This window comes from Pantoea sp. GCM10028869 (genome assembly GCF_042666835.1).
GTDB lineage: Bacteria > Pseudomonadota > Gammaproteobacteria > Enterobacterales > Enterobacteriaceae > Pantoea > Pantoea leporis.
The window spans coordinates 313,928-331,369 of sequence record NZ_JBHTGO010000002.1; the positions used below are offsets into that span (position 1 = coordinate 313,928).

14 protein-coding genes are annotated in these 17,442 nt (G+C 60.5%); 7 read left to right on the top strand and 7 right to left on the bottom strand.

What is annotated here, in order from left to right; all coding sequences use genetic code 11:
* Position 1 precedes the first annotated feature (1 nt).
* From ACFQW4_RS05690 to ACFQW4_RS05700, 3 genes are read left to right on the top strand one after another with little or no spacing between them, the layout of a single operon-like run.
* Positions 2-847, top strand: a complete 846-nt coding sequence (locus tag ACFQW4_RS05690) for a polysaccharide deacetylase (RefSeq protein WP_377724304.1) — start codon at positions 2-4, stop codon at positions 845-847.
* Positions 840-1,727 carry a polysaccharide deacetylase gene (locus ACFQW4_RS05695; protein ID WP_217547170.1) on the top strand — a complete coding sequence of 296 codons (888 nt, stop codon included), beginning with the start codon at positions 840-842 and terminating at the stop codon, positions 1,725-1,727. Before ACFQW4_RS05690 ends, ACFQW4_RS05695 begins: the two co-directional genes overlap by 8 nt.
* Positions 1,711-3,072: an MmgE/PrpD family protein gene (locus ACFQW4_RS05700; protein WP_377724306.1), complete on the top strand. Its 1,362-nt coding sequence runs from the start codon at positions 1,711-1,713 to the stop codon at positions 3,070-3,072. Before ACFQW4_RS05695 ends, ACFQW4_RS05700 begins: the two co-directional genes overlap by 17 nt.
* Positions 3,073-3,294: 222 nt before the next feature.
* Here the strand turns inward: ACFQW4_RS05700 and ACFQW4_RS05705 are convergent, their stop codons facing one another.
* Positions 3,295-4,380 (bottom strand): iron-containing alcohol dehydrogenase family protein, encoded by a 1,086-nt coding sequence (locus ACFQW4_RS05705; protein WP_377724308.1) that lies wholly within the window; start codon positions 4,378-4,380, stop codon positions 3,295-3,297.
* On the bottom strand, positions 4,380-5,336 hold the full coding sequence (gene speB, locus ACFQW4_RS05710; protein WP_101763135.1) for an agmatinase: 957 nt from the start codon (positions 5,334-5,336) through the stop codon (positions 4,380-4,382). The genes ACFQW4_RS05705 and speB overlap by 1 nt, the downstream gene beginning before the upstream one ends.
* Positions 5,337-5,460: 124 nt before the next feature.
* On the opposite strand from speB, the gene ACFQW4_RS05715 reads away from it, so the two are divergent.
* The 3 genes from ACFQW4_RS05715 to ybiB are packed head-to-tail and all read left to right on the top strand — an operon-like array spanning position 5,461 to position 9,578.
* Positions 5,461-6,357 carry a LysR family transcriptional regulator gene (locus tag ACFQW4_RS05715; protein WP_101763134.1) on the top strand — a complete coding sequence of 299 codons (897 nt, stop codon included), beginning with the start codon at positions 5,461-5,463 and terminating at the stop codon, positions 6,355-6,357.
* 54 nt (positions 6,358-6,411) lie between these two features.
* Positions 6,412-8,556 (top strand): ATP-dependent DNA helicase DinG, encoded by a 2,145-nt coding sequence (dinG, locus tag ACFQW4_RS05720; protein WP_377724311.1) that lies wholly within the window; start codon positions 6,412-6,414, stop codon positions 8,554-8,556.
* Positions 8,557-8,609: 53 nt separating this feature from the next.
* Positions 8,610-9,578: a DNA-binding protein YbiB gene (gene ybiB, locus ACFQW4_RS05725; RefSeq protein ID WP_377724313.1), complete on the top strand. Its 969-nt coding sequence runs from the start codon at positions 8,610-8,612 to the stop codon at positions 9,576-9,578.
* A gap of 163 nt (positions 9,579-9,741) precedes the next feature.
* Here the strand turns inward: ybiB and ACFQW4_RS05730 are convergent, their stop codons facing one another.
* From ACFQW4_RS05730 to hutH, 3 genes are all read right to left on the bottom strand, one after another.
* Positions 9,742-10,899 (bottom strand): M20 aminoacylase family protein, encoded by a 1,158-nt coding sequence (locus ACFQW4_RS05730; protein ID WP_377724315.1) that lies wholly within the window; start codon positions 10,897-10,899, stop codon positions 9,742-9,744.
* 275 nt (positions 10,900-11,174) lie between these two features.
* Entirely contained in the window at positions 11,175-12,860 is a 1,686-nt protein-coding gene (gene hutU, locus ACFQW4_RS05735) for a urocanate hydratase (RefSeq protein ID WP_110865798.1), read from the bottom strand.
* A gap of 10 nt (positions 12,861-12,870) precedes the next feature.
* Positions 12,871-14,424, bottom strand: coding sequence for a histidine ammonia-lyase (gene hutH, locus ACFQW4_RS05740; protein WP_377724317.1), 1,554 nt, complete (start codon positions 14,422-14,424; stop codon positions 12,871-12,873).
* A 319-nt stretch (positions 14,425-14,743) separates the two neighbouring features.
* Between hutH and hutC the strand changes: the two genes are divergently transcribed.
* Positions 14,744-15,499, top strand: coding sequence for a histidine utilization repressor (gene hutC, locus ACFQW4_RS05745; protein ID WP_008102577.1), 756 nt, complete (start codon positions 14,744-14,746; stop codon positions 15,497-15,499).
* On the opposite strand, the gene ACFQW4_RS05750 is transcribed toward hutC, so the two are convergent.
* Both ACFQW4_RS05750 and ACFQW4_RS05755 read right to left on the bottom strand, forming a co-directional pair.
* Positions 15,483-16,022: a HutD family protein gene (locus tag ACFQW4_RS05750; protein ID WP_377724319.1), complete on the bottom strand. Its 540-nt coding sequence runs from the start codon at positions 16,020-16,022 to the stop codon at positions 15,483-15,485. The genes hutC and ACFQW4_RS05750 overlap by 17 nt on opposite strands.
* Positions 16,019-17,374, bottom strand: coding sequence for a formimidoylglutamate deiminase (locus ACFQW4_RS05755; protein ID WP_377724321.1), 1,356 nt, complete (start codon positions 17,372-17,374; stop codon positions 16,019-16,021). The genes ACFQW4_RS05750 and ACFQW4_RS05755 overlap by 4 nt, the downstream gene beginning before the upstream one ends.
* Between the last annotated feature and the right edge of the window lie 68 nt (positions 17,375-17,442).

The following is a 17,442-nucleotide window of genomic DNA, read 5'->3' on the forward strand; positions in this document are numbered from 1 at the left end:
GATGCAACAACCGGGCGCAGTGCGCTGGCCGCAGGGTAAACGCGGCTGTATGGCGCTGGCGTTTGACCTCGACGGTCCCACCGGCGATGCCATGCTGAATGGCAGCCTGTGGTCAACGCCAGAGTATTTTACCTTTGGGGCTTACGGGCCGTACCGCGCGCTCGGGCGTCTGCTTGACCTGCTGCGCGCCTTCCACCTTCCCGCCACCTTCTTTGTGCCGGCGTGGGTGGTGGAGCAGTGGCCGCAGCAGTGTCAGGCGATTATCGAACAGGGCCACGAAGTGGCCTATCACGGCTATCGCCACGAATCTTTTTGGGCGATTTCACCGGATGAACAGCGCGCAGTCATGGCGAAATCTGCTGAAATCTTTCACCAACATCTGGGCATTACCGCCTGCGGTTTTCGTACGCCGTCGGGCGACTGGCATACAGAAACGCCACAAATCCTGCGTGACGCGGGCGTGATCTACTCCAGCAGCATGCGCGGCGACGATCGCCCCTACAGCATTCCGGTGGCGGGCCATACGCCGCTGGTGGAGATCCCCGGTAAGTGGGAGATGGATGATTACGCCTCGCTGGCCTACACGCGCCAGCCCGACTTCCCCAAAGGTGGCGACCGCATCGCCAGCTATGCGCACACGCGTGATAACTGGCAGCGCGAGTTCGATGGCGCGATGGATGAAGGCTTGTGCCTCACCACGCTGTTCCACCCGAAAATCTCCGGCCAGCCGGGACGCTTGCTGCTGCTGGAACAGCTGTTTGCACATATGACGGCGCGCGATGACGTTTGGTTTGCGCGCTGCGACGCGGTGGCGCAGTGGTATTTGCAGGAGCAACAGCATGACTGAACCTTCACGCTGGCCGCTGGGTTTCCAGTCGGCGGCGATCCTCACCATCGATTTCAACGATATTCACGGCATTCTCACCCAGGCTCCGGCAGTGGCGGGGCGCGATAAAACGCTGTCGGTGTGGCGCTACGGCACACTGCGCGGCGTCGATCGCCTGCTGGCGCTGCTGGCAGAAAAGCAGCTCAAAGCCAGCTGGTGTATGCCCGCAATTGTCGCCGAACAGCAGCCGGAACTGGTGCAGCGCATCGTGACCGGCGGCCATGAAATCGCCTGCAGCGGCGATACCCACGAAGATTTCTCGCTGCTGACGCTAGAGCAGCAGATCGCCAGCGTGACGCGCGGCTGCGACAAACTGGCGCAGATAACCGGACGCAAAATCACGGGCTTCCGCACGCCCGCCGGGCAGTGGAAACCGGGACTGGCGCAGGCGTTGATCGCACGCGGTATTCAATGGTCCTCCAGCTGGCGCGGCGACGATTTGCCGTACTTCCATCCCGGTACGCGCCTGGTGGAATTACCGATGCACTACACGCTGGAAGATGAGCCGTACTTCGCCTTCAACCTCAGCCCGGCTATTCCGCCGGGACAATCGCGCATCGCGCCGTATGGCGAAACTCTGGCGAATATGACGCAGGATTTCCACGGCTTCCACCGCTTTGGCCTGTGCTACTTGCTGCGCCTGCATCCGGAAATCATCGGCACCGCCGGACGTATTGGCCTGCTGCGGGCGCTGCTCGACATGCTGCAACAGCACAATGTGTGGATTGCCACCGCTGAGCAGGCGGCGGCGCACTGGCAGACGCAGCCGGATAACGATGTCTGCCATCCGGCGGAGGTGTTTACCCGCATCACTGGAGGTGCGCATGGCGAACTCGCTTAATCAACTGGCGGCCTTTATCGCCGGGACGCGTTTTGCACAACTGCCTGAACCGCTGGTGGAGCAGGCGAAACGCCATCTGCTTGATACGCTCGGTGCTTCGCTGGCGGGCTGCGACAGCCCGATCTGGCGCGAGTGTCTGGCGCTGGTGCAGGCCGAAGGTGGCCGCGAACAGGCGCAGATTTGGGGCAGCGCGCAGCAGGCCAGTCCGCGTCAGGCGGCGTGGCTGAACGGCGTGGCGGCGCACATGTATGAACTCGACGATACCGGCGGCTGCGATCACTCCGGTGCGGTGGTGATCCCGGCGCTGCTGGCGGCTTTGCCGCTGGCGACGCAGCCGGTGGACGGGCAAGCGCTGCTGGTGGCGATGGTGATCGGCTATGACGTCGGCCGCCGCGTGTTAGAAGCCTGCGGCGGTTACTCGGCGCACAACGGCGCAGGCTGGCACTCTACCGCCAGCTGCGGGGTGTTTGGTGCGGCGGCGGCGGTCTGTTCGCTGCTGCAGCTCGACCGCGCGCAGTGTGCGTCTGCGCTGGGCATTGCCGCCAGCTTCAGCGGCGGTTTGTGGGGCTTTATTCACGACGGATCGCACACCAAAAAACTGCATGCCGCGCGCGCAGCAGAAGGCGGCGTGCAGGCCGCGCTGCTGGCACAACGCGGTATCAGCGGCCCTTCAGCGGTGTTTGAACCACGCTGGGGCGGCTTCCTGCAAACCTTAGCGGCGGAAACCCAGCAGCCGCAGGCCTTGACGGCCGATCTCGGCGAGGTGTGGAAACTGGCGCGCTGCTCAATCAAACCCTACGCTTCGTGCCGTGGCACCCACGCGGCTATTGATGCGCTGGGAATCCTGCTGCAACAGCATAACGTGCGGGTAGAGCAGATCGTGCGCATCGTGGTGGGCGTTAATCCGTTCCTGCTGGAGATGTGCGGCGGACGCGAGTTACACAGCCTGGCGGCGGCGCAGATGAGCCTGCCGTATGCGCTGGCGGCGCGCGCGCTGTACGGCTCGGCGGAGCTGGCCAGTTATGACGACGCCAAGCGCCTGCATCCCGATGTGGCAGCGTTGCTGGCACGTATTGAGCTGGTGATCGATGAGCAGCAGAGCCGCGACGACGAGCCGTGGGTGCGGCTGGAAACCGGGCAGGGCGCGCAGTGGCAGCAGCATGTGCCGGTGCCGTCAGGCGCACCGACCAATCCGCTCACGCTGGATGCCTTGCTGGCGAAATACCGCAGTTTGGCCGCGCGCGTATTGCCGCTGGAGCAGGTCGAACGGCTCGAGGCGGTGTGTCTGGAGCTGGATGAAGTGGCGGATGTGCGGGAAGTGGTGGGGTTGTTGGGGATTGGGTGATTTTTTCCTTTTTGGTGTGTGCTCGCTGTCCCGTTGGTAGGTGCACGCTGTCCCCCATCCCGGCCTTCCCCCATAAATGGGGGAAGGAGACGCTGCCACATGCAGCTTCAGAACGAATATGTGGCAGCATCTTCCTCCCCCATTTATGGGGGAGGACCGAGGAGGGGGACAGCGAGCACATTCAAACTACAGCGAGCACATTCACACCACAGCGAGCACAAACTAAACCCTGCCTGCTAACCCCTCAATCCGCGCTATCGCTGCCAGCAAGCGCGCTTCGGTCACCGTTTCGGCCATGTTCTCCATATCCGGCGCATGCACCGATTCGCTCATAATCAGCGCCAGCTCACTTTCATCCAGCTCGGCAATCTCGCTCAGCGTCAGCGGCACGCCGCAATCGCGCGCCAGGCGCATCTCATCCAGCACTTCCTCATCGGTGCGGTTCTCCAGCGCCAGCAAACAGAGATTGCCAAAGCCGACCAGCAAGCCGTGCCCAAACTCGCGGGTTTTATCGCAGAAGGTAAAGCCTTCATAAATCGCATGCGAAGCCGCCGCGTGTGCGCCGTTGCTCATTAGCGAGGTTAATCCCGCCCAGGTGAAGATCGCATCCAGCACCTGATCGAGCGACGCGCTGCTCTCACCACGCAGCACTGCGGCATAGGCTGCCGGTCCATGTTCACCAATTACGTTATAACAGATCTGGCTGTGCGCCAGTGACGAGAGCGCATTGCCCTCGCGTGCCGGATGACGTGCGCTGACCGCGCGGAACTCGTACCACTTCGCCAGCGTATCGCCCAGCCCGGCGGCCAGCCAGCGGGCGGGCGCTTTAGCCAGCAGCTCGCTGTCAATGATCACCGCCGCCGGTGCCTGCGGCAGCGGGAAGATGTCGAAGAAATTGCCGTTATCGTCATAGCGAATACTCAGCGGCGTCACCGCGGAACAGGTGGCGGCGATGGTTGGCAGCGTGATCACCGGCACGCCAATCTGTGCGCCTACCGCTTTCACCGTATCCAGCGATTTACCGCCGCCCACGCCAATCAGCACCTCGGCGTGCAGCTCGCTGGCCATCGCCGCCAGACGATTGATTTGATTGATCGAGGTTTCACCGCCAAACCACTCTTGAGCTAACAGCGTGACGTTGGCCGCCAGCAGCTGCGCGCGAACCTGCGCTTCTACTGCCTGCAACGCCTGATGGCCGCCAATCAGCAGCGCACGCTGTCCCAGTCCGGCGCAGATCGCGCCTAATTGGTTGATCACGCCCGCACCGCGCAGCACGCGCGCCGGGAAAACCAGATTCTGTTGTGTCATCACTTGTTCTCTGTGTAACGGACGCCGGGCAACACGCACAGCATCTCATAAAGGATATTGGCCGCCAGCTGCGAGGTCATACCGCTGATGTCGTACGGCGGCGAGACTTCCACCAGATCGCCGCCCACCAGATTGAGTCCACGACAGCCGCGCACGATCTCCAGCCCTTGCATCGAGGTTAAACCGCCCACTTCCGGCGTGCCGGTGCCGGGTGCCCACGCGGGATCGAAACTGTCGATGTCGTAAGAGAGATACACCGGGCCGTCGCCGATACGCGCGCGCACCTCGGCCATCAGCGGCGTCATGGAGCGATACCAGCACTGTTCGGCGGGCACCAGATGGAAGCCCTGATCGACGCCCCACTGAAAATCATCGGCGGCGTAACCTTGCGCACGTTGCCCGATTTGCACCACGCGCTGGCAGTCGAGCAGGCCCTCTTCCACCGCGCGGCGGAACGTGGTGCCATGCGCGATCTTCTCGCCAAACATCTCGTCGTTGGTGTCGGTGTGGGCATCAATGTGAATCAGCCCCATCGGCCCATGCTTCTTCGCCAGCGCGCGCAAAATCGGCAGCGTCAGCGTGTGATCGCCGCCCAGCGTTAACGGGATAATCGGCCAGTTATTCAGCTCGGTATAATAGTTTTCAATGATATCGACTGATTTCAGCAGGCTGTAAGTGTTGATCGGCACATCACCGAGATCGCCGACGCGCAGCGAATCAAAGGGCGCGGCGCCGGTGGCCATGTTGTAGGGTCGGATCATGACTGAATCGGCGCGGATGGCGCGTGGGCCATAGCGCGTACCGCTGCGCTGCGAGGTGCCGATATCCAGCGGAATGCCGACGAACGCCACATCCAAATCGGCTGGTGATTCAGCGGCGGGTAAACGCATCATGGTGCCGCGTCCGGCGAAACGGGGCATTTCGTTACCGCCTTGCGGCTGGGGGAAATCGGTCATCACGCACTCCTTTAGTCAGGTGAAACCCATCATTACCCAGCCCGCGCGCCGGAAAAATCCTTGACAGCCGATAATCACTTCAGAGATTACTTAACTTTAGTCAGCAATCTCTGAAGGAAAATCGGTGCAGACGCTTCCCAATCTTAAACTGCTGCAGGTGTTCGCCAGCGTGGTGGAAAATCAGGGCTATTCGCGCGCGCAACAGGCGCTGAACATGACCACGCCGGCCATCAGCGCCTACATGAGCGAGCTCGAGAGCCAGCTCGGTTTTATCCTCTGTCAGCGCGGGCGCGGCGGCTTTACCCTGACCAGCAAAGGCGAGCAGTTTTATCGCTACAGTCAGGAGATGCTGGCGACGCTGGCGGGTTGGCAGGAGCAGGTAGAGACGCTGAAAAGCGCGCAGGGCGGCACTTTCTCGCTTGGCGTGGTGGACGCCACCGTCACCGATAGCACGCTGGATCTGCCCGCTGCCATTGCCCGCTTTAATCAGCGCTTTCCGGCGGTGTTCTTTAATCTGAGCGTGCGCGATCCCAATGAGTTGCAGCAGCAGTTGCTGGAGGATCGGCTCGATTTGGCGATTGGGCACTTTCCGCTGCGCGCCAGCAATCTGGTGACTATTCCGCTTTACGAAGAACAGCATTGGCTCTATTGCAGCCCGCAACATCCGCTGGCTGAGGGCCATCCGGATGTGCGCACCGTGCAGCAAACCGGCATGGTGACGCGGCGTTACTGGAATCAGCAGGAGCTGAACAAGCGCGGCTTCCGCCAGAGCAACGCTTCAGTGGAGAGCATCGAAGCGCAGCTGACGCTGATTCTCTCTGGCCGCTTCATTGGCTATTTGCCCGAACACTACGCGCGCAGCGGGGAACTGCAGGGCACGTTGCGTCGCCTGCTGCCGCACCATTTCCACTTCCGCGCGCCTTTCTCTTTTGCGTTCCGCCGTGGGCGCGCGCGTGAAACCTTAATCCGCGCGATGCGTGAAATTCTGAATCCAGCGCGAAAAAATAGCAGCGAAAGCTGACGCTGCGCCAATACTGTGTAAAAATACAGGCCAATTCAGCAAACAGTAACGAAAATGGCCCTGACAGCAGCGATAAAAAGCCAGATTGCGCAATGGTATAAGGCGCTGCAGCAGCAGGTTCCTGACTTTATCCCGCGCGCGCCGCAGCGCCAGATGATTGCCGAAGTGGCGAAAAGTCTGGCCGGTGACGAAGGTCGTCATCTGGCGATTGAAGCGCCCACCGGCGTCGGCAAAACCCTCTCTTATTTGATCCCCGGCATTGCGGTGAGCCGCGCCGAGGAGAAGCGGCTGGTGATCAGCACCGCCAACGTGGCGTTGCAGGACCAGATCTTCAGCAAGGATCTGCCGCTGCTGAAGAAAATCATCCCCGATCTCACTTTTACTGCCGCCTTTGGCCGTGGACGCTATGTTTGTCCGCGCAACCTTGCGGCGCTGGCGGCGACCGAAGATCAGCAGGGCGATTTGCTGCTCTATCTGGATGAAGAGGCGGTCACCGGCTCGAAAGAGGAGCAGAAATTCTGCGCCAAGCTAGAGAAGCAGCTCAGTAGCTACCGCTGGGATGGCTTGCGCGATCACACCGATGTCAACATCGAGGACAGCTTGTGGCAACGCCTCTCCACCGACAAAGCCAACTGCCTCGGGCATCACTGTCGCTGGTATCGCGAATGCCCGTTCTTTATCGCGCGTCGCGAAATTGAGCAGGCGGATGTGGTGGTCGCCAACCATGCGTTGGTGATGGCGGCGATGGAGAATGAATCGGTGCTGCCACCGGCGAAAAACCTGATGCTGGTGCTGGACGAAGGCCATCATCTGCCGGAAGTGGCGCGCGATGCGCTGGAGATGAGCGCGGAGATCACGCCCGGCTGGAGCAGTTTGCAGCTCGATCTGTTTGTGCGGCTGGTGGAAACTATCATGGCGCAGTTCCGCCCAAAATCGCCGCCGCCGCTCACCAATCCGGAACGCCTGAAAGGCCACTGCGATGAAATGCGCGAGCTGCTGCAGATCCTGTGCGATGCGCTCAATCCGCTGCTGCCGGGCCATAATCAGCCGGGCGAGTTCCGCTTTGTTCTGGGTGAATTGCCGGAAGAGCTGCTGAGCCTGTGCGCGCGGCTGTTCAAGCTGAGTGACGCGCTGCGCGGCTTAAGCGAAGGCCTGCTCAACGAGTTGGGCGAGCAAACCGGGAAAGCCGATATCATGCGGCTGCATAAAGCTATTATTCAGCTCAATCGCCACTTCGGCTGGTTCGAGTCGATCAGCAAATTGTGGCGGCTGGCGGCGATGGAGAAAGCTTCCAATGCGCCGGTGTCGAAGTGGATTACGCGTGAGATCCGTGAAGGCCAGGCGCATTTGCTGTTCCACTGCGCGGGCATTCGCGTGAGCGATCAGCTGGAAAAAATCCTGTGGCGCAAAATCCCGCATGTGGTGGTGACGTCGGCCACGTTGCGATCGCTCAACAGCTTCAACCGTTTGCAGGAAATGTCCGGCCTGAGCGAGAAAGCCGGCGACCGCTTTGTGGCACTGGATTCACCGTTTAACCATATCGACCAGGGCAAGCTGGTGATTCCGCAGATGCAGTTTGAGCCGCAGATGGCGCAGGAAGCGGAGCACATTGCCGAGATGGCGCGCTTCTTCCGCCAGCAGATCGCCGAAGAGAAGCACAAAGGGGTGCTGGTGCTGTTCGCCAGCGGCCGCGCGATGCAGCAGTTTGTCGCACATATTCCGGATCTGCGCCTGTCGATGCTGGTGCAGGGCGATCAGCCGCGTTCGCGCCTGGTGGCGCTGCATCGGGAACGCGTCGAAGCCGGTAAAATCAGTATTCTGGTCGGGCTGCAATCGTTCGCCGAAGGGCTGGATTTGAAAGGCGATCTGCTGTCGCAGGTGCATATCCATAAAATCGCTTTTCCACCGGTAGACAGTCCGGTAATTTTGACCGAGGGCGAATGGCTGAAGAGCCTGAAACGCTATCCGTTCGAAGTGCAGAGCTTGCCGAGCGCCTCCTTTACCTTGATTCAGCAGGTAGGACGCTTGATTCGCAGCCACAGCTGCTTTGGCGAAATCGTGATTTACGATCGCCGCCTGCTCAACAAAGCCTATGGCAGCCGACTGCTGGCCGCGCTACCGGTGTTCCCGATTGAGCAACCGCCGATGCCGGAAGCCAGCAGTGACAAGACGAAAAAACGTCGCAGTAAGAAAATCTAACGATCAATTTTTGGCAGCCGCACGGCGGCGCGCCCTGGAAGCGGGAATGCCTGATGGAACTGAATAAAATTATTAAAGAGATTGGGCGCGGTAAAAATCACGCGCGCGATATCGATTTCGCCACCGCGCAGGCGCTCTACAGCGCGATGCTGGCCGGTGACGTGCCGGAGCTGGAGCTGGGTGGCGTGCTGATTGCGCTGCGCATCAAGGGCGAAGGCGAAGAGGAGATGCGCGGTTTTTATCACGCGATGCAGCAGCAAATGATGCAGTTGCAGGCACCCGCTCATCGTCCCATGCCGATTGTCATTCCCAGCTACAACGGCGCGCGTCGTCAGGGCAATCTGACGCCGCTGCTGGCGCTGCTGCTGGTGAAGCTGGGCTTCCCGGTGCTGCTGCACGGCGTCAGCGACGATCCTACGCGCATCACCACCGAAGCGGTGCTGGCAGCGCTGGACATCGCGCCTGTCACCTCCGCCGCACAGGCGCAGGCGAAGCTGGATAACGGCGAACTGGCGTTTATCACCATCGACCATCTGTGTGCGCCAATGGCGCAACAGCTGTCGCTGCGCTGGCGCATGGGCGTGCGTAACAGCGCGCATACGCTGGCGAAACTGGCGACGCCGTTTGCCGAACGTGCTGCGCTGCGCCTGGCCAGCGTCTCGCATCCGGAATATGTGCCGCGCGTGGGGAAATTCTTCCAGGATATCGATGCACCGGCGATTCTGCTGAACGGGACCGAAGGCGAGGTGTATGCCAATCCGCAGCGCTGCCCGGCGATTAACTACATTCGTGGCGCGGGTGCAGAAGCGGAAGTGTGGGTTGAGCGCCAGCCGGAAGTCAGTGTGGAACTGCCAGAAAGCAAAAGCGCACAGGACACCGCCGCGTGGATCAATCAGGTATTAGCCGGGGAACGCGTGGTGCCGCAGGCGCTGCGTTTGCAGCTGGCGTGTTGTTTGATGGCGACCGGTGAATCGGCTAGCCTGGCGGATGCAGAAGTGAAGTTACAGTTGGCGGGGATGTGAAGAGTAAAGCCTTTGAATTAAGCGCCTCATTTACAGCGCACACAAGCTGTAGCGGCGCGATTAATCGCGCTGTTCAATGGCGGCAATGTCGCCATCCCGCTATTGCGTAATAAATTGCGCCGCGACGGCACGAGCAAGCATCCGCCATTCCTGGCGACCGCCCTCACGCTTTCGCCAGCACGCGCTCTACCAACTGCTGCCAGAAGGTAATACCAATCGGCAGCAGCTCATCATTAAAATCGTAATTGGCGTTATGCAGCGGTGCGGATGGCGTCGCGCCATCGGCACCCAGCCAGAAATAGGCGCCGGGGCAGGCTTGCAGCATGCAGGCAAAATCTTCCGAAGCCATTGAAGGGTTCACCTGCCAGTGAACCTGCGCCTCGCCAAGCACATCAACCGCCACCGCACGCACCTGTTCGGCTTGCTCCGCATGGTTGGCGGTAACCGGATAACCGGGATACCAGTGAATCTCGCCGCTGACGCCAAACGGGCGCGGCAACGTCGTGACAAAATCCTCAATCAGACCGCGCACGCGATTACGCACGTCGGTCTGCAAACATCGCACCGTGCCGCGCAACACAATCTGTTCAGGAATGACGTTAATCGCTTCGCCGCCGTGAATCTGCGTCACGCTCACCACCGCCGAAGCCAGTGGCGACAGACGACGCGACGGAATGGTTTGCAGCGCCAGAATCAGCTCGGCAGCAACCACCATGGGATCGGCCCCGCTTTCCGGCATCGCCGCATGGCAGCTTTTACCGTGCAGCGTAATTTCGAACGAGTCGAGTGACGCCATCATCGCATCCGGGTTCACCGCCAGCGTGCCCACCGGCATGCCCGGCCAGTTGTGCATGGCGTAAACCGCATCCATCGGGAAGCGCTGGAACAGGCCTTCTTCCACCATTTTGCGCGCGCCACCGAGATTCTCTTCGGCGGGCTGGAAGATGAAGTGAATAGTGCCGCTGAAGTTGCGCGTAGCCGCCAGCTGACAAGCCGCCGCCAGCAGAATCGAAGTGTGACCATCGTGACCGCAGGCATGCATAACGCCGGCTGTTTGCGACTTCCACTGCGGCGCGCCTTTTTCGGTGATCGGCAGCGCATCCATATCGGCGCGCAGACCAATAACCGGTCCGGGACCGTTCTCTAAGGTGCCGATTACGCCGGTGCCCGCTAAGCCACGAAACACCTGTAATCCGGCCTCGGTGAGGACCTGTGCGACGAGCTCGCTGGTCTGCTGCTCCTGGTAACCCAGCTCAGGATGTTGGTGTAACTGACGACGCCAGTTGAGGGCGTTTTCCAGCAGTGCAGCAGGCAGGCTCATAAGGTAAGGCTCTCCATTAGCAGCGTGAGCTGCAAAATAATGTATTTACTGTAGTGGCAAGCGTATGGCGGCGTCTATCGCGGAACGGAATAATTTGGCTATAGGGTATAGCGGAATGGAATATAGCGAATGGGCTGGTAAGCGCCTTCTCCCGCTTGCGGGAGAAGGCTGGGATCAGGGGAAAGCTGCACAATGTTGAAAGGTGCGCGCTGTCCCTCACCCTAACCCTCTCCCGCAGGCGAGAGAGGGGATTGGCGGCGTGCGCGGGTTGGACGTTATTTCTGCATCGGCAGGTTGAGACCGTGCTCCTGCGCGCAGCTTTGCGCTAATTCGTAACCCGCATCCGCGTGACGCATTACGCCGGTGGCCGGATCGTTCCACAGCACGCGACCCAGACGCGCATCGGCTTCTTTGCTGCCGTCACACACAATCACCACGCCGGAGTGCTGCGAGAAGCCCATGCCGACGCCGCCGCCATGATGCAGACTCACCCAGGTCGCGCCACCTGCGGTGTTCAGCAGGGCATTGAGCAGCGGCCAATCGGATACCGCATCCGAGCCGTCTTTCATCGCTTCGGTTTCACGGTTCGGTGACGCCACGGAACCGCAATCCAGATGGTCGCGACCGATGACGATCGGCGCTTTCAGCTCGCCGTTACGCACCATTTCGTTGAACGCCAGCGCCGCTTTGTGGCGCTCGCCGAGACCCAGCCAGCAGATACGCGCCGGTAAGCCCTGGAAGGCGATACGCTCCTGCGCCATGTCGAGCCAGCGATGCAGATTCTGGTGATCCGGGAACAGCTCTTTCAGCTTGGCATCGGTTTTGTAGATATCTTCCGCATCACCTGACAGCGCCACCCAACGGAATGGGCCTTTGCCTTCGCAGAACAGCGGGCGAATATAGGCCGGCACAAAACCCGGGAAATCGAAGGCGTTTTTCACGCCCTCATCCAGCGCCACCTGACGGATGTTATTGCCGTAATCCACGGTCGGCACGCCCATGTGATGGAAATCCAGCATCGCCTGCACATGTACCGCCATTGAGGCGCGCGCGGCTTTCTCCACCGCTTTCGGGTTGCTGACACGCTCGGCTTCCCAGCGCGCCAGATCCCAGCCGACCGGCAGATAACCGTTAATCGGATCGTGTGCTGAGGTCTGATCGGTGACGATGTCCGGCTTCATGCCGCCCGCTTTGGCACGTTTCACCAGCTCCGGCACGATTTCAGCGGCGTTGCCCAGCAGACCAACAGAAATGGCACGCTTCTCTTTATTGGCCTGATCAATCAGCGCCAGTGCTTCGTCCAGCGTATAGGCTTTGTGGTCGACGTAGCGGGTGCGGATACGGAAATCGATACGTGATTCCTGGCACTCAATCGCCAGCACGCTGGCACCGGCCAACACACCCGCCAGCGGTTGTGCGCCGCCCATGCCGCCCAAACCGGCGGTGAGGATCCAGCGGCCGCTGAGATCGCTGTCGTAATGCTGACGACCCGCTTCAGCGAAGGTTTCGAAGGTACCTTGCACGATGCCCTGCGCACCGATGTAGATCCACGAACCGGCGGTCATCTGGCCGTACATCATCAGGCCTTTTTGATCCAGCTCGTGGAAGTGATCCCAGTTGGCCCAATGCGGCACCAGATTCGAGTTAGCCAGCAGCACGCGCGGCGCATCGGCATGCGTACGGAACACGCCCACCGGTTTACCGGACTGGATGAGCAGCGTCTCTTCCGGCTGCAGGGCGCGCAGCGAACGCAGGATCTGCTCAAAGCACTCCCAGTTACGCGCGGCTTTACCGATGCCGCCGTACACCACCAGATCTTCCGGGCGTTCTGCCACGTCAGGATCGAGGTTGTTCTGGATCATGCGGTAAGCCGCCTCAATCAACCAGTTGGCGCAGTGCAATTCATTACCGCGCGGCGCACGGATTTCACGGGCTACAGCCTGAGTCAAAGTTTCGCTCATCATCGATTCCTTAATTAACAGTCTTACGCTGACTTGGCAGCAGCGCGGTAAGGGATTCAGGCCATGCAGGTGCGCTGGCCCACAGACGCATGGATTCGATATCCGGCGCCAGTAAACGGTCGTGATCGAGGAAGGCCACCTTCTCGCGAATGCGGCTCATCTCTTGCTCCAGCGTCGGCGAACTCTGCAGCGGACGATGGAAATCAATGCCTTGTGCCGCAGCCATCGCCTCAATGCCGACCACAGCGGCGGTGTTGAAGCACATGCTGCCGAGGCGGCGGGCCGAGTAGGTCGCCATCGAGACGTGATCTTCCTGGTTAGCGGAGGTTGGCAGGCTGTCAACGCTGCCCGGATGCGCCAGCGATTTGTTCTCAGACGCCAGCGCTGCAGCAGTGACCTGCGCAATCATAAAGCCGGAGTTAACGCCGCCATCATTGACGAGGAACGGCGGTAAACCGGAAAGGCCGGTATCCAGCAGCAGCGCCAGACGACGCTCGGAGATCGCGCCGATTTCGGCAATCGCCAGCGCCAGAATATCAGCGGCGAAGGCCACCGGCTCGGCGTGGAAGTTACCGCCGGAAATCACATCGCCACTGTCGCTGAACACCAGCGGATTATCGGAGGCGGCGTTGGCTTCAATCTGCAACACGCGCGCGGCGTGCGACAGGTTATCGAGGCAGGCGCCCATCACCTGTGGCACGCAGCGAATCGAGTAGGGATCCTGCACGCGGCCGCAGTGAGTATGCGAGCCGAGGATTTCACTGCCGGATAATAAAGAGGAGACGGCGGCGGCAACGTTGATCTGTCCCACCTGGCCGCGCGCTTCGTGGATCCGCGCATCGTAAGGTTTCACCGAGCCTTTAATCGCTTCCAGCGACAGTGCGCCGGCCATCAGGCCCGCCGCGAACAGGTTTTCCGCTTCGAACAGCCCGCGCAGCGCCAGCGCATTCGAAACCTGCGTGCCGTTGAGCAGCGCCAGACCTTCTTTGGGGCCCAGCACAATCGGCTGCAGGCCAACGCGCGCTAAGCCTTCGGTCGCGGGGATTAACTCGCCATCGACGCGTACCTGACCTTCGCCCAGCAGCATCAGGGAAAGATGTGCCAGCGGGGCCAGATCGCCTGACGCGCCCACCGAACCTTTCTCCGGGATGCACGGCATTACACCGGCGTTGAACAGCGCCAGCAGCGCTTCAATCAGTTCGATACGCACGCCAGAGTGACCGCGCGCCAGGCTGATAATTTTGGTCGCGACCACCAGACGCGCCACGTTGTCTGGCAGCAAATCGCCGAGGCCAACGCTGTGCGACAGCACCAGATTGCGCTGCAGCTCGGCCAGCCGCGCCGAAGGGATCTGCGTCTGCGCCAGCTTGCCAAAACCGGTGTTGATGCCGTACACCACGTTGCCGGATGCGACGATGGCATCGACGGTTTCATGGGCACGCGCAATCGCTGCGCGCGCATCATCGGCCAACGTGAGCGTTGCCTTGCTTTGATAGATGGTGCGCAAGGTAGCGAGGTCCACTTCACCGGGAACGAGGCGAATTTCCTGAACCGAACCTGACATAGTCTACTCCTGTCTATACAAGTGATCTGGCATGAATGGGACGCCGATATTTTGCGATGTGGCTGTCCGATTTGCCGTGGATTGCGATGAGTGAAGCATAAGTGTCTAATCTTGTCTATACAAGTAGCAAGCGCTATGCCAGATTGTTCTTGTTCTGTGAAATACGACGCAATGCGCGTTATGCGGTGTAAACGCAGCGGGATTGCACCGGAGCAGGGCGAAAGCTGCACCAATGCTGGGCGCCTTGCACAATTAGATGTATATACATTTACGGGCTGAGACAGTAAACTTTGGGCATTATTCTTTATAGGAACAGGAAATGGCGGAGCAAACAGCAGTAGCACAGCTGGCTGCGGCGATGGGCGATGAGCCTGCGCCGATTTACCAGCGGGTGAAGCAGGCGATCGTCAGCCAAATCCGCGAAGGTCACTGGAAAGCCAACCAGCGCGTGCCGTCTGAGAGTGAACTGGTGAACGAGCTGGGCGTCAGTCGTATGACCATTAACCGCGCGCTGCGTGAACTCACCAGCGAGGGTTTTCTGGTGCGCATGCAGGGCGTGGGCACCTTTGTCGCGGAGATGAAGGGCTACACCGCGATGCTGGAAGTGCACAACATCGCCGATGAGATCGCGCAGCGCGGCCATCGTCACAGCTGCAAGATTTTGTCGATTGGGCAGATGAAGGCCGATCCGGAACAGGCGGCGGTGCTGGGATTATCCACCGGGCAAACGCTGTTCCATTCGTTGATTGTGCATTACGAAAACGATCTGCCGGTACAGCTCGAAGATCGCTTGGTCAATCCGCTGGTGGCACCGGATTATCTCAGCCAGGATTATCATCAGCTGACGCCGTACACCTATTTGATGCGCGTTGCGCCATTGACCGCTGGTGAGCATATTGTGGAAGCGGTGCTGCCGGATCTGCGCCAGCGTAAGCATCTGGCGCTGGATGAACATGAGCCGTGCCTGCTAATTCGTCGTCAGACGTGGAGCGACAACAAGATTGTGACCTACGCGCGACTGTTGTATCCGGGATCGCGCTATAAGTTGCTGGGGCGCTTTAGAGGTCACGGCTAAGTGTGACAAATAACAGTCTGGCATCCGACGTTTGCGGTGCCAGATCTAGCTTTTCATCCAGCCACCAGATCCCCTGATCCACTTCCAGCATCTCCCCAGCCGATGTTTGCCATTCTCCCGCCAACACCCACGCCACGCCGTTTTCACTGCTGGCCGTTTTTTGCTCAACGGTAACCTGAGAACGCCAGCTGTCGCGGCGCGTCATGATATTAAAATCCTCACAGCTGCCGCGAATGCGGGCGTCAATCGCCCATTCACCGGGAAACGGCCAAGGTCGATGCGGCTGTAAAACGTGTTCCCCGTGATCGCCGCGCAACAGCACGCTATCGCCGTGCAGCAGGGTAATCACGCGATCGATGCCGGGAAAAGGTGAAAACGGCCCGTCGGCGGAGATGGTAGCGATGCTGGCGCGCCAGGCAAACTGCGCGTCGCCCGGCGGATAGCTGACGATTTCTCGTGTTTCACCGCCGCCGTTGCGCCAGCGGCTGACCGGAAGCTGGTCGTAGGCAAAACGGGTGCTCATTGTAACGCCCTCATCGCCCCGGCAAAGTTCGCTGCTGCACGCTCTTCTGCCGCATGATGGCCTTCGCTGATTACCTGCTTGCCCGCCACAAACACGTCGCGGATCTGTTCGCGCTGGCCGCCAAACAGCCAGCGGTTCAACAGCGCTGTGCTGCTAACGCTGCTGAGGAACGCGTCTTCTGCCAGCACCAGCCAGTCGCCACGTTTGCCTATCGCCAGTTCACCCGCCGGCAAACCACACGCCTGCGCGCCGCCCTGTGCGGCTTGCTGCCACAGCAGATCGCCTACGGAAGGTTGATTGGGCAAGGTGATGCGGTTGCGACGACGATCGCGCAGTCGCTGGCCGTACTCCAGCCAGCGCAGCTCTTCCAATGCGCTAAGCGACACGTGGCTGTCGGAGCCAATGCCCCAGCGGCCGCCGCGCGCGATGTACTCCACCGCTGGGAAAATGCCGTCGCCGAGGTTGGCTTCCGTGGTCGGACACAATCCCGCCACCGCGCCGCTTGCCGCCATGCGCTGAATTTCGTCTTCATCAAGATGAGTGGCGTGAATCAAGCACCAGCGCTGATCGACCGCGAAGCGATTGAGCAGCCACGCCACCGGACGCTCACCGCTCCACGCCAGGCTGTCGTTAACCTCTTTCTCCTGCTCGGCAACGTGAATGTGCACCGGCACATCCTGCGGGCAGGCGGCTAATACTTCGTGCATCTGCGCTTCATTTACCGCGCGCAGCGAATGGAAGCAGATGCCATGATTAAGCAGCGGCTTATCCGCGCTCCAGCTCGCCACGCGCTGCTGCTGTTGCAGATAGGCGTCGGTTTGCTGAATGAAACGGCGCTGGCCATCGCTGGCCGGCTGCGAACCAAAACCGCTGTAGCTGTAGAGCACCGGCAGCAAGGTTTGGCCGATGCCGGCGGTCTCCGCTGCCGCCATCAGTGCCAGCTGCATGGCATCATCGGCGTAGGGTTTGCCGTGCGCATCGTGGTGCAAATAGTGAAATTCTGCCACCTGGCTGTAGCCGCCTTTCAGCATGTCGATGTAGAGATGCGTGGCGATAGCGCCAACCTGCTCGGGCGACAGGCGCTGCACCATGCGATACATCAAATCGCGCCATGTCCAGAAGCTGTCCTGCGGATCGCCCGCCACTTCAGCCAATCCCGCCATCGCGCGCTGGAAGGCGTGTGAATGCAGATTCGCTATCGCCGGAATCACCGGTCCGGCAAGACGCGTTGCATCGCCGGGCTCGCTGTTGGGCGCGAGTTGGGTGATCTGTCCGGTTGCGTTGGTGGTAATCAGTACGCGCTCATGCCAGCCGTCGGCCAGCAGTGCGCGTGGGGCAAAATAGGTTGTCATGGTTGATCCTGCATGGCTGAAAGTTGTATATACATATACATACTTTGAAGCGCAGTGTAAATCGCCGA

What these genes read in the sequence shown, in the direction of transcription:
- speB (WP_101763135.1), bottom strand. Translation starts at nt 5,336, where the DNA reads ATGACCGATTTCCCCCAGCCGCAAGGCGGTAACGAAATGCCCCGTTTC.
- hutH (WP_377724317.1), bottom strand. Translation starts at nt 14,424, where the DNA reads ATGTCAGGTTCGGTTCAGGAAATTCGCCTCGTTCCCGGTGAAGTGGAC.
- ACFQW4_RS05705 (WP_377724308.1), bottom strand. Translation starts at nt 4,380, where the DNA reads ATGACACAACAGAATCTGGTTTTCCCGGCGCGCGTGCTGCGCGGTGCG.
- ACFQW4_RS05755 (WP_377724321.1), bottom strand. Translation starts at nt 17,374, where the DNA reads ATGACAACCTATTTTGCCCCACGCGCACTGCTGGCCGACGGCTGGCAT.
- ybiB (WP_377724313.1), top strand. Translation starts at nt 8,610, where the DNA reads ATGGAACTGAATAAAATTATTAAAGAGATTGGGCGCGGTAAAAATCAC.
- ACFQW4_RS05690 (WP_377724304.1), top strand. Translation starts at nt 2, where the DNA reads ATGCAACAACCGGGCGCAGTGCGCTGGCCGCAGGGTAAACGCGGCTGT.
- ACFQW4_RS05730 (WP_377724315.1), bottom strand. Translation starts at nt 10,899, where the DNA reads ATGAGCCTGCCTGCTGCACTGCTGGAAAACGCCCTCAACTGGCGTCGT.
- ACFQW4_RS05695 (WP_217547170.1), top strand. Translation starts at nt 840, where the DNA reads ATGACTGAACCTTCACGCTGGCCGCTGGGTTTCCAGTCGGCGGCGATC.
- hutC (WP_008102577.1), top strand. Translation starts at nt 14,744, where the DNA reads ATGGCGGAGCAAACAGCAGTAGCACAGCTGGCTGCGGCGATGGGCGAT.
- hutU (WP_110865798.1), bottom strand. Translation starts at nt 12,860, where the DNA reads ATGAGCGAAACTTTGACTCAGGCTGTAGCCCGTGAAATCCGTGCGCCG.
- ACFQW4_RS05750 (WP_377724319.1), bottom strand. Translation starts at nt 16,022, where the DNA reads ATGAGCACCCGTTTTGCCTACGACCAGCTTCCGGTCAGCCGCTGGCGC.
- ACFQW4_RS05700 (WP_377724306.1), top strand. Translation starts at nt 1,711, where the DNA reads ATGGCGAACTCGCTTAATCAACTGGCGGCCTTTATCGCCGGGACGCGT.
- dinG (WP_377724311.1), top strand. Translation starts at nt 6,412, where the DNA reads ATGGCCCTGACAGCAGCGATAAAAAGCCAGATTGCGCAATGGTATAAG.